Source organism: Prevotella sp. P6B4 (assembly GCF_000619985.1).
GTDB lineage: Bacteria > Bacteroidota > Bacteroidia > Bacteroidales > Bacteroidaceae > Prevotella.
On sequence record NZ_JHVE01000002.1, the window covers coordinates 17144 to 30014 of the forward strand.

The 12871-nt window shown below is 50.6% G+C and carries 6 protein-coding genes; 4 read left to right on the forward strand and 2 right to left on the reverse strand.

Annotated elements, in window-relative coordinates; genetic code table 11:
- Positions 1–16 precede the first annotated feature (16 nt).
- Positions 17–2044, forward strand: coding sequence for a bifunctional carbohydrate acetyl esterase/feruloyl esterase (locus T491_RS0101365; protein ID WP_028902291.1), 2028 nt, complete (start codon positions 17–19; stop codon positions 2042–2044).
- Between the two features lie 943 nt (positions 2045–2987).
- On the opposite strand, the gene T491_RS0101370 is transcribed toward T491_RS0101365, so the two are convergent.
- The gene (locus T491_RS0101370) at positions 2988–3743 is read right to left on the reverse strand and encodes a hypothetical protein (RefSeq protein WP_197018770.1); all 756 of its coding nucleotides are present in this window, start codon (positions 3741–3743) and stop codon (positions 2988–2990) included.
- A gap of 258 nt (positions 3744–4001) precedes the next feature.
- On the opposite strand from T491_RS0101370, the gene xyn10D/fae1 reads away from it, so the two are divergent.
- From xyn10D/fae1 to xyl3A, 3 genes are all read left to right on the forward strand, one after another.
- Complete coding sequence (gene xyn10D/fae1, locus T491_RS0101375) at positions 4002–6197, forward strand: bifunctional endo-1,4-beta-xylanase/feruloyl esterase (protein ID WP_028902293.1); 2196 nt, start codon at positions 4002–4004, stop codon at positions 6195–6197.
- 295 nt (positions 6198–6492) lie between these two features.
- Positions 6493–8970, forward strand: a complete 2478-nt coding sequence (locus T491_RS0101380; protein ID WP_028902294.1) for a glycoside hydrolase N-terminal domain-containing protein — start codon at positions 6493–6495, stop codon at positions 8968–8970.
- Positions 8971–8989: 19 nt separating this feature from the next.
- A complete protein-coding gene (gene xyl3A / locus T491_RS0101385; protein WP_028902295.1) occupies positions 8990–11569 on the forward strand; it encodes a xylan 1,4-beta-xylosidase in 2580 nt (859 codons plus the stop codon).
- Here xyl3A and T491_RS15390 read toward each other — a convergent pair.
- Positions 11559–12857, reverse strand: coding sequence for an ABC transporter substrate-binding protein (locus tag T491_RS15390; RefSeq protein WP_081773192.1), 1299 nt, complete (start codon positions 12855–12857; stop codon positions 11559–11561). The genes xyl3A and T491_RS15390 overlap by 11 nt on opposite strands.
- Positions 12858–12871: the final 14 nt, after the last annotated feature.

Here is a 12871-nt window from a genome sequence, read left to right on the forward strand (position 1 = left end):
TCAACACATAAGTATTATGTTACAATCAACAATCAAAACCATCCTGCTGGCCTCTGCACTGTTGGTGCTCCCTGCCAGCATGTCGGCTCAGAAACGAAAAGCCGCCCCCAAAAAGAAGGCTGTCGCCGAACAGGTGAAGCCCGTCGATGAGAACTTCTACATCTTCCTCTGTTTCGGACAGTCGAACATGGAAGGTGCAGCCCGTCCTGAGGCTCAGGATCTGGCCAGTCCGGGTCCCCGCTTCCTCCTGATGCCTGCTGTCGATTTCCCCGACAAAGGGCGTAAGATGGGCGAGTGGTGCGAGGCTTCGGCTCCGCTCTGCCGTCCAAACACCGGATTGACACCTGCCGACTGGTTCGGTCGTACCCTTGTGGCATCGCTGCCCGAGAACATCAAGATTGGTGTCATCCATGTCGCTATCGGTGGTATCGACATCAAAGGCTTCCTGCCCGATAGCATAAAGAGCTATGTCAAGACAGCCCCCAACTGGATGAAGGGCATGCTGGCAGCTTATGACAACAACCCCTACGAGCGCCTGGTTACTCTGGCCAAGAAGGCCCAGAAGGATGGTGTCATCAAGGGTATCCTGATGCACCAGGGCGAGACCAATACCGGCGATCCTAAGTGGGCTGGTATGGTGAAGCAGGTGTACGACAACCTCTGTGGCGACCTGCAGCTCAAGCCCGAGGATGTGCCCCTCTATGCCGGCAATATCGTACAGGCTGGCGGCAAGGGTGTCTGCATCGGCTGTAAGAAGCAGATCGACGAGCTGCCTCTGACGCTCCACACCTCACAGGTCATCTCTTCCGACGATTGTACCAATGGTCCCGACCGTCTGCATTTCGATGCTGCCGGCTATCGTGAGTTGGGCTGTCGTTATGGCGAGGCTGTAGCCCGTAACTTAGGTTTCGAACCCAAGCGTCCGCATATTGAGATGCCCAAGCGTATCGAGGTGCCTGCCGATGCTTTCATCGCCGAGACCACTGTGCCCGGCAATGAGTTCCCCAAGGTCGATAAGCAGGGCCGTGCCTACTTCAGCATTGCTGCCCCCGAGGCCCGCAAGGTGATTGTGGATATCTGCAATAAGAAATACGATATGCAGCCCGACGGTAAGGGTAACTTCATGGCGGTGACCGATCCACTGCCTGTCGGTTTCCATTATTATTTCATGGAGATCAATGGTGTGCGCTTCATCGATCCTGCTACCGAGACCTTCTTCGGTTGTAACCGCGAGGCAGGTGGTATCGAGATTCCTGAGGCTGCCGAGGGCGACTACTACCGTCCACAGCAGGGCGTGCCTGCTGGTCAGGTGCGCAGCATCTATTATTATAGCAACGAACAGCAGACGTGGCGTCATGCCATGGTCTATACCCCAGCCGAATACGAGCTCAAGGCTAATGCCAAGAAACGCTATCCTGTGCTCTACCTGCAGCATGGCATGGGTGAGGACGAGACCGGTTGGAGCAAGCAGGGCCACATGCAGCATATCATGGACAACGCCATTGCCAAGGGCGAGGCTGTGCCGATGATTGTGGTCATGGAGAGTGGCGATGTCAAGGCGCCGTTCAACTTTGCCAGTGGCGCCTCTAACGAGCAGGGCCGTTCGCAGTATGGTGCCTCGTTCTATCCCGTCTTGTTGAACGATCTGATTCCTTATATCGACAAGACCTTCCGTACCAAGAGCGATCGTGAGAACCGTGCCATGGCAGGTCTGTCGTGGGGTGGTCATCAGACGTTCGACGTGGTGCTCACCAACCTCGACAAGTTCGCTTGGCTCGGCACTTTCAGTGGTGCTATCTTCGGTCTCGACGTGAAGACCGCCTACGATGGTGTGTTTGCCAATGCCGATACCTTCAACAAGCAGATCCATTACATGTATATGAACTGGGGCGAGCAGGACTTCATCAAGAGTGCCGACATCGTCAAACAGCTCCGTGAGTTAGGTGTTAAGGTCGAAGCCAACGAGTCGAAGGGCACCGCCCACGAATGGCTCACCTGGCGCCGCGGCCTCCACGAGTTCATCCCCCATCTGTTCAAGAAATAATCCCCTCCTTTATAAGTGAGAAACTATGAAGGGGCCGGAGAAGGTAATCGCTTTCTCCGACCCCATCCCCGATTAGAATAATCACAAGAACCGACCCTTTGATTGATTTCTTTCTGTTGCTCGCCGACAGGGTCAACTATGGGTCGTGCATGACGCAACTATGGTTCGAAGGCAAGTCAACTTGCGGTCGTAGTCCAGTCACTTTCCCCCTCTAAGCTGACTGAGGAACGATGCGAAGATGACTGCGGAACGAGTGGAAGATGACGCTTGGACAACCCTAAACTGACCTATCTGCGGCTCGCTTGCCTTAAGAAGTACAAAGATACAACATCATCCTCCATTTTTTTTCTTTTTTAGAAAAATGACGTTTTTAAATAATATGATTTAACTTATTGATTCATAGTGATTTATACTATTTTTAGGGTGACAATGGTGACGTATAAACACAACCTACATACGCGCGAGAAAAAAGTGGTAGATTTTTATTCTATAAAAAGTTTGTAATACACGTCACCATCACCACCTCAAAGAGTATCAAAACGGTGGCTTTTGTTTCTGAATATCAGGCAGTTGCGGAGATTTTGATTCAACATTTTCACCATGACTGTTTTATATAAAACAGAAATTATTACTACCATTATTGCTATCTGGAGCGATGTCGGTCTATGGTCAGTTTAATTTTTATCTCTGATGCTTGTAAGAACTTTTTATTATGGTTGCTGGCTTAAGTAAATTAGGTCGATTTTTATGCTGAGTTAATTCGATTGATAAAATGAGCCAGCTCGTTTTATCGTTTGAATTAACTCGCAGTTTTTCAGTCACCCCTACGATATCCAAAAAACGATCAATAATGTGTCAATTTTTTCTCTAAGAGCCACGGGGTCGGAGAGTCATAGGACGGAGAATCTGATCATTTTCTCCGACCCCATTCCTTGGAATGATGCTAACGGATGGGCTCGTATTCGAATTTCCAGTTGTCGGTATAAACGCCTATTTTGGTGAGTCCGCCTAAGTCATTGGTGGTGTGCGTTGTGCATTTCACTTCCTTTACCAATCCCTCAGACACCGTGTATTCGTAGTCGACATACTCATAGCATACCAGTGGTTTTTCTGATGTAGGACTTCCTCCTGCAGAACTGTAATAAGTGTATCGTGTTTCTTTCGATGGCAGGTATTTCGTTCTTTTTCCATAATAGCCTTGCCACTCCAGAATCGCATCGCTATGGGTTATGATAAAAGGAATGTTGTTGGGGATATTGGTATAGGTGTATTCAGATATAGCCCCCCATGCCATTTTCGTTAGAAGCTCGTTATTCCATTCGCATTCCACCGAGAGAGGATAGTTTCTTGATAGGTAACCTTTGGCATCATATTCGTAGTCTTTAATATCGGGCTCACGAGTCATTCTTTCTTGTCGACTTATACGCCCGTTATTAAGCGTACATTCGTATTGGAAGGTTCCGATATCTATGGTTATCTTGTTGTTTGCATAAGAATAGTTATTTGTGTAGCAATTGCCATTCTGATATTGCTCCCACTTGACTATTTTCCCGGCAGCGTCGTAACTTAAGGCATCCTGATGGCTATTGCCGGATGAGTTGCTGTACTGAATGGAAATCAGACGCCAGTCTTTTACTTCTTCTTTGTTCTCATGTTCACTCTTGCTACAAGATACGAAGGATACAGCTAAAAGCATCATAGATGCAATTGCTAAAAAAACTTTTTGTTTCATTTTGATTGTTGATTAATAATTGATAGGTAAATAATCGTATCTGCAAAAGTACGAACTATTTTCCAATCCACCAAATATTCACAGACCTTTTTCTTTGGTCATGACGGCTTGATGCGGAGATATGATACAGATAATAAAGTATGTGATACACTTGAAATAGGGTGGTAAGGGAAAATGTCGTAACTTTGCAGCCGATAATTAATAACAGAAAACGAATTAGCAAATATGAAAAAACTATTCTTAGCGTTATCGCTTATCGCCGGTAGCCTGACAGCATCGGCACAGTGGGGACGTCCCGTGGATTACAGCGAGGGTCCCGGACTGAAAGATGCCTATAAAGGCTATTTCACTATCGGTGTGGCTGTAAACAAGTTCAACATCTCGGATCCTGCTCAGACTGCCATTGTCAAAAAGCAGTTCAATAGCGTGACTGCCGAGAATGCTTGGAAGCCAGGCGAGATTCATCCCAAAGAGGGTGTATGGAACTTTGGCTTAGCCGACAGCATCGCCAACTTCTGTCGTGAAAACGGTATCAAGATGCGTGGTCACTGTCTGTGCTGGCACTCACAGTTTGCCGACTGGATGTTTACCGACAAGAAGGGTAAGCCCGTCAAGAAAGAGGTATTCTACCAGCGCCTGCGCGAGCATATCCACACCGTGGTTAACCGCTATAAGGATGTGGTTTATGCTTGGGACGTAGTTAATGAGGCTATGGCCGATGATGGTCGTCCATTCGAGTTTGTTGATGGCAAGATGGTTCCAGCCAGTCCTTATCGTCAGAGCCGTCACTTTAAGCTGTGTGGCGACGAGTTTATTGCTAAGGCTTTTGAGTTTGCACGCGAGGCCGACCCAACAGGTGTGCTGATTTACAATGACTACAGCACCATCGACAATGGCAAGCGTGAGCGTATATATAATATGGTGAAGAAGATGAAGGAGGCTGGTGTGCCCATTGATGGTATCGGCATGCAGGGCCACTACAATATCTACTTCCCTGATGAGGAGCAGCTGGAAAAGGCTATCAACCGTTTCAGCGAGATTGTAAACACTATCCATATTACAGAGTTGGATCTGCGTACCAATACTGAGAGCGGTGGTCAGCTGATGTTCTCGCGTGGCGAGGCTAAACCACAGCCAGCTTATATGCAGACACTGCAGGAGGATCAGTATGCCCGTTTGTTCAAGATCTTCCGCAAGCACAAGGATGTGATTAAGAACGTGACCTTCTGGAACCTGAGTGATAAGGATTCTTGGCTGGGTGTGAACAACCACCCACTGCCTTTCGACGAGAACTTCAAGGCTAAGCGCTCGCTGCAGATTATCCGCGACTTTGATGCCGCTATGGATAACCGCAAGCCCAAAGAGGACTTCGTGCCCAACCCCATGAATCAGCCTGGACAGCAGTATCCTATGGTGAACTCAGAGGGGTATGCCCGTTTCCGTGTGGTGGCTCCCGATGCCAAGTCGGTCATCGTCAGCCTGGGTCTTGGTGGCCGTGGCGGTACCGTACTGCGCAAGGATAAGGATGGTGTTTGGACCGGTACTACTGAGGGTCCGATGGATCCTGGATTCCACTACTATCACTTGACTATCGATGGTGGCGTGTTCAACGATCCCGGCACACACAATTACTTCGGTTCTTGCCGTTGGGAGAGTGGTATCGAGATTCCTGCCAAGGATCAGGACTTCTATGCTTATCGCAAGGATATCAACCATGGTAACATCCAGCAGGTAACCTTCTGGAGCGAGAGCACAGGTAAGATGCAGACTGCCAATGTTTATCTGCCTTACGGTTACGGCAAGTTGGTAAAAGGTAAGAATGGTAAGATGACACAGGAGCGTTATCCAGTTCTGTATCTGCAACATGGTTGGGGTGAGAACGAAACCAGCTGGCCTGTACAGGGTAAGGCAGGACTCATCATGGATAACCTGATTGCCGACGGTAAAATCAAGCCATTCATCGTGGTAATGGCCTATGGACTGACCAACGACTTTAAGTTCGGTACCATCGGTAAGTTTACTGCAGAGGAGTTTGAGAAGGTGCTCATCGACGAGCTGATTCCTACTATCGATAAGAATTTCCTGACCAAGGCCGACAAGTGGAATCGTGCTATGGCCGGATTGTCGATGGGTGGTATGGAAACTAAGCTCATCACTCTGCGCCGTCCTGAGATGTTCGGTTACTGGGGACTGCTGAGTGGCGGTACCTATATGCCCGAGGAGATCAAGGACCCCAAGGCTGTGAAGTATATCTTCGAAGGATGTGGCGACAAGGAGAACCCAGAGGGTATCAACAAGAGCGTTGAGGCACTGAAGGCTGCCGGATTCAAAGCCGAAGGTCTGGTTTCTGAGGGCACAGCACACGAGTTCCTGACCTGGCGCCGTTGCCTGGAAAAGATGGCACAGAGCCTCTTTAAATAGGAAAAAGTGCTAAAAAAGTGCAGTTTTTATAAGGTTGAAACAAATAAGAAAGTAATTGTAACATAACAATAAGTGACTTTCGCAAAATTGCACTAACTTTGCACCCAGATAAAAGAAGAATCGGTTAAAATTGTTTTAGTTATATTAGTAGTTAGTAGTTTTTCCTTCCCTGGGACCCAAGAAAAGCGTTTCTTGTCCCAGGGTTTTTCTTTAAAATATAAAAAGTGAAATAATATTTGGTATTCTACTTACTTATTTGTATCTTTGTGCCCAAAAACAAACCTATAGTAACAGAATGAAACGATTAGTAACCATTTTGATTGCATTTTGTCTTGCAATCGTAGCGAGTGCTCAGCAACATAAGTTGTGGTATAGCAAGCCTGCCAGTCACTGGCTCGAGGCCCTGCCTGTGGGTAATTCTCACTTAGGCGCCATGGTCTTTGGCGGTACTGATGTAGAGCAGATACAGTTGAACGAAGAGACCTTCTGGAGTGGCTCGCCGCACAACAACAACAGTCCTGCGGCGAAGAACAGGCTTCAGGAGGTGCGCAAGCTGATTTTCGAAGGTAAGGAGAAAGAGGCGCATAACGTAATAGAGCGTACTTTCTTTAAAGGGCCTCACGGGCAGAAATACCTGCCCATGGGGGGACTGAAGCTGGTATTCGATTTTCAGGGACAAGCTGCACCAACTAACTATCGTCGTGAGCTGAGTCTGACCGATGCGCTGAACACCACGACCTATGAGGTGGATGGGGTGAAGTATGAGCGTACGGTCTTTGCCTCGCAGGCCGATAATGCCATCATCATCCGTGTGACGGCTGACAAGAAAAAGGCCTTGAACTTCGAGGTGTCATATACCCGCGACAATCAGGTGGCAGAAGGTGGCGCTGTGGCCAAGAACGAGCATGGCTACCTGATTCAGAATGTAGACCACGAGGGTATTCCTGGCAAACTGAAAGCTGAGGTGCGTGTAAAAGTGCTGGCGGATGGCAGCGTGGTGGATACCGATAATACCATGCAGGTGCGTAGGGCTACTACTGCCACCATTCTGATCACGGCAGCTACCAACTACGTGAATTATAAGGATATCAGTGGCGATCCCATCTATAAGAACAATCTCACGATGCAGTCGCTTCATGGCAAGAGCTACCGACAGCTGCTGAAGCGTCATCTGCAGAGATATCAGGAACAGTACAACCGTGTATCGCTGTCGTTCCCCCAGTCGGCTCAATCAGAGATGGAGACCGACAAGCGTCTGGCTGCGTTCGACGGTAGCGACCTCGACATGGTGTCGCTCATGATGCAGTATGGCCGCTATCTGCTGATCTCGTCGTCGCAGCCTGGTGGACAGCCTGCCAATCTGCAGGGCGTGTGGAACGACAAGCAGAATGCCCCATGGGATTCGAAATATACCATTAATATCAATACCGAGATGAACTACTGGCCGGCATTAGTGGGTAATCTGGCAGAGACCCAGGAGCCTCTGTTCTCGATGATCCGTGATCTGAGTGTGACGGGTGCCAAGACTGCCAGGACCATGTATGATTGTCCGGGATGGGTGGCGCACCATAATACCGACCTCTGGCGTATTGCCGGACCTGTGGATGGTACCACATGGGGCATGTTCCCAACGGGAGGCGCCTGGCTGACCACCCATCTGTGGCAGCACTATCTGTTTACTGGCGACAAACGCTTCTTAGAGGCTTTCTTCCCAGTGATGAAAGGTGCTGCTGATTTCCTGTTGTCGTATCTGCAGGAATACCCGAAGAACGGTGAGGTGAAACAGGCTGCAGGCTGGTTGGTTACCGTGCCTACGGTGTCGCCGGAACATGGACCGATGGGTAAGGGAACCACAGTGACGGCTGGCTCGACCATGGACAACCAGATTGTGTTTGATGTGCTGACCAGCACGCTGAGAGCTCATCAGATATTAGGCTACCAGAATGTGGTCTATACCACCATGCTCGGACGCGCTATTGAAAAGTTGGCACCGATGCAGATAGGTAAGCATGGACAGTTGCAGGAGTGGCTGATTGATGCTGATGACCCCAAGGACGAGCATCGTCATATCTCACATCTGTATGGACTCTATCCTTCGAATCAGATTTCACCTTTTACACATCCGGAACTTTTTACCGCAGCTGCCAACACGCTGAACCAGCGTGGCGACATGGCTACGGGCTGGAGCTTAGGATGGAAAATCAATTTCTGGGCGCGTATGCTCGATGGCAACCATGCCTTCCAGATTATCAAGAATATGCTCCATCTGCTGCCCGATGACAGCAAGGCCGGCGAATTCCCTGATGGACGTACCTATCCCAACCTGTTTGATGCCCATCCGCCTTTCCAGATTGACGGTAACTTCGGTTGCTCGGCTGGTATCTGTGAGATGTTGCTGCAGAGCCATGACGGTGCTGTACATCTGTTGCCGGCACTGCCCGACGCCTGGAAGGAAGGAGAGGTGAAAGGCCTGCAGGCCCGAGGCGCCTTTACGGTTGACATGAAATGGGCGCAGGGCACACTCACAGAGGCTACCATCGTCTCGAAGATCGGCGGCACCCTGCGACTGCGTTCTTACGTGCCTCTGAAGGGAGTCGGACTGACACCAGCCCAAGGAGCGTGCGATAACGACCTGTTGAGGTCGGCTGTGATCCGTGAGCCGTTGAAGTCGCCAGAACTGAAGGACTTCCAGCTGCGGCCTGTCAAGCAGGTGTATGAGTATGACATCCATACCGCGCCTGGTAATATATATAAGGTGTACAGCGAGAATTGACCAATTAATATACATATCAATGAAGTATCAACTATTCCTAACAATGATGTTCTGTGCAGGCGTTTCGGCCTCGGCACAGACATGGCCTTATCAGAATCCTAACCTTTCTGCTAAGGAGAGAGCCGTAGATCTATGCGGCAGACTGACCCTTGAAGAAAAAGCCCAGCTGATGCTCGACGAGAGTCCGTCTATCCCCCGTCTGGGTATCAAGAAGTTCTTCTGGTGGAGTGAGGCACTGCATGGTGCCGCTAACATGGGAAATGTGACTAATTTCCCTGAGCCGGTGGGGATGGCAGCCTCGTTTAACCCCGACCTGCTGTACAAGGTGTTCGACATTGCCAGTACCGAATTCCGTGCCCAGTACAACCACCGTATGTACGACCTGAAAGGTGAGGACATGAAGATGCGTAGCCTCTCGGTATGGACACCGAACGTGAACATCTTCCGTGACCCCCGTTGGGGACGTGGACAGGAAACCTATGGCGAGGACCCCTATCTCACCAGTGTGATGGGTGTGCAGGTGGTCAGAGGTCTGCAGGGACCTGAGGATGCGAAGTACCGTAAGCTCTGGGCCTGTGCCAAGCACTATGCCGTTCATAGCGGACCGGAATATACCCGTCACTCGGCCAATCTGACCGATGTGCCTGTCCGTGATTTCTGGGAGACCTATATGCCTGCTTTCAAGACCCTGGTACAGGATGCCAATGTGCGTGAGGTGATGTGTGCCTACCAGCGCCTGGACGATGACCCTTGTTGCGGCTCTAACCGTTTGCTGCAGCAGATTCTCCGCGATGAGTGGGGATTCAAGTACCTCGTGGTGAGCGACTGTGGTGCTGTGAGTGACTTCTATACCTCGCATAAGAGCAGTTCGTCGCCGGTGACCGCTTCGGCCAAGGCTACCCTGGCAGGAACGGATGTGGAGTGCGGCTATGGCTATGCCTATCGTAGTATTCCCGAGGCTGTACGTCGTGGTTTGATTACAGAGGCTGAGGTTGATAAGCACGTGATCCGTCTGCTCGAAGGTCGTTTCGACCTGGGTGAGATGGATGATCCTGCACTGGTAGAGTGGTCGAAGATTCCTTATTCTGCCATGTCGACCAAGGCTTCGGCACAGGTAGCGCTCGATATGGCGCGTCAGACCATCGTGCTGTTGCAGAACAAGGATGGTATCCTGCCACTGAAGAAGAATGCCGAGAAGATTGCCGTGATAGGTCCTAATGCCCATAACGAACCGATGATGTGGGGTAACTATAACGGAACACCAAACCATACCATCACCATCCTCGATGGTATCAAGGGTAAGCAGAAGAAACTGCTGTACCTGCCGGGTTGTGACCTGACCAACGACCGCGTGATGGAGTGCCATATCGCCTCGGAGTGTACCGCACCCGACGGTAAGAAGGGACTGAAGGGTACCTTCTGGAACAATACCGAGATGAAGGGTAAGCCCTTTACCACCGAATACTATACCAAGCCTGTGAATGTGACCACTGCCGGTATGCATGTGTTTGCACCCAACCTGCCTATCGAGGATTTCTCGGCTAAGTACGAGACCACCTTTACCCCCAAGGAGGCTGGCGAATATGTGGTGAACGTGGAGAGTACCGGTCATTTCGAACTCTATGTCAACGGCGAGAAGAAGTTCACACATCATATCTGGCGTGCCACACCTACCCGTACCGTCCTGAAGGCCGAGAAGGGACAGGCATTTAAGATTGAGGTACGCTTCCAGACCGTGAAGACCTGGGGCGCCTCGATGAAGATTGACGTGGCCCGTGAACTGCCTATCGACTATCAGCAGACCATCGCTCAGCTGAAGGGGATCCACAAGGTGATCTTCTGCGGTGGTATCGCACCCAGCCTGGAAGGTGAGGAGATGCCTGTCAATATCGAGGGCTTCAAGGGCGGCGACCGTACCAATATCGAGTTGCCGAAGGTGCAGCGTGAGTTCCTGAAGGCGCTGAAGGCTGCCGGTAAGCAGGTGATCTTTGTGAACTGTTCGGGTTCGGCAGTTGCATTGCAGCCGGAGACCGAGAGCTGCGATGCCATCGTGCAGGCCTGGTATGCCGGTCAGGAGGGTGGTACAGCCGTTGCCGACGTGCTCTTTGGCGATTACAACCCCTCAGGCAAGCTTTCTGTTACCTTCTATAAGAATACCCAGCAGCTGCCCGACTATGAGGACTACTCGATGAAGGGGCGTACCTATCGTTATTTCAATGATCCGCTTTTTGCCTTCGGCTATGGTCTGAGCTATACCGCCTTCGAGGTGGGCGAGGCCCAGTTGACTGGTGAGAAAGGAAACTACGAGGTGACTATCCCCGTGACCAATACCGGTAAGAAGAACGGTACAGAGGTGGTACAGCTGTATATCCGCGACCTGAGCGACCAGGATGGTCCGCTGAAGTCGCTGCGCGCCTTCCAGCGTGTAGAAGTAAAAGCCGGTCAGACAGCAACAGCCAAGCTGACACTGACACCGAAGAGCTTTGAGTTCTGGGATGCAGAGACCAATACCATGCGAACCAAGCCCGGACAGTATGAGATACTCTACGGTACCAGCTCGCTGGATCAAGACCTGAAAAAAATGGCCATCACTTTTTAGTGGTGGTCATTTTTCTATGAATCAATAAGATGGCTGCTATGATCAATAGGAGTGCTATACCGACTATTGTGGCATAACTCCAGAAATTGTCAACAGACGTATCCTTCACCTTTTCCCATATCTCGCGTAACACCTCCTGACGGTCGCCGCTGTCGCGGAGGAAACTGCATCGGCTGATGACATCCTTATCCGGATACATGATGCTGTCCACATGGACCGCTGTGGCCTCAGGACCGAAGAAATAGCTGAGGTCGATGGTGTGCTGGAGGCTGTTGTCGGTGACGGCCTCCAGAATCTCTGGTGTGGCAATGGCCGAGCTGTAGCCGGTCTCTGCCATGCAGAGCAGGGCAATGTCGGGACGGCACATGAAGTTCAGCCAATAGCTGGCGGCCTGCACATTCTGGCAACTGGTGGGGATGACCCAGCAGTCGGCCCAGCAGTCGCTGCCTTCTATCGGTACGATATACTGCAGCTGCAGCTTGTCGCCGGCCTCGTCGATGGCCCACTTGGCATCACCGTTCCAGGTCAAGGTCATCCATTCCTTGCCATCCTGCATCTGACGTTTGTCGTCTTCTACGGCAAAGCTCTTCATCTGTGGTCGGGCTTGCTTCAGCAGGTCTTCTACGATGGCGATGTTGCGGTTGGTCAGATAGGCTGCCAGTAGGTTGCGGTTGGTGGTGCCAGCCTTGATATCGTCGTAGAAGGCGTAGTTGATGAAGATATTATAGATGTCGCTGAACGAGTCCTTCATGATGACCTTACCGCGGAATTTGGGGTCGAACAGGAATTTCCAGCTATAGACATCCTCGGGGTTTACGTATTTGGTGTTGATGAGCACGCCGGTGTTGCCCCACAGATAACCTATGGTGTAGTCCTTGGCGACAATGCCCTGGGCCTCGCCGATATGCTGCAAGAGATCGTCGATGAAAGGCGAGGTGCCATTCATCCAGTTGGGGATACCCTTCTCTACAAAGCTGGTGTCGATGCGATGCAGCATCTTGTGTTTCATCATACGCTCGGCGAGATAATCGGGAGGACAGAAGACATCGACCTGGGCCTGACCGCACAGGATCTGTGTGAAACAGTCCTCTGGATAGTCATAGGTTATATATTCCACTTTGATGGGATGGCCAGTGACATCCTGGTACCATTTCTCGAACATGTCGATAACCCCTTCGCCGATATAATCACCCCAGTTATACACCCTGAGTACCTCCTGGCGATTATTCTGGGCTTGCAGGCCCAGCAAGCAGCATAAGGCAAGAACGATGGTCGCTATTCTTCTCATTATGACCTCCTACT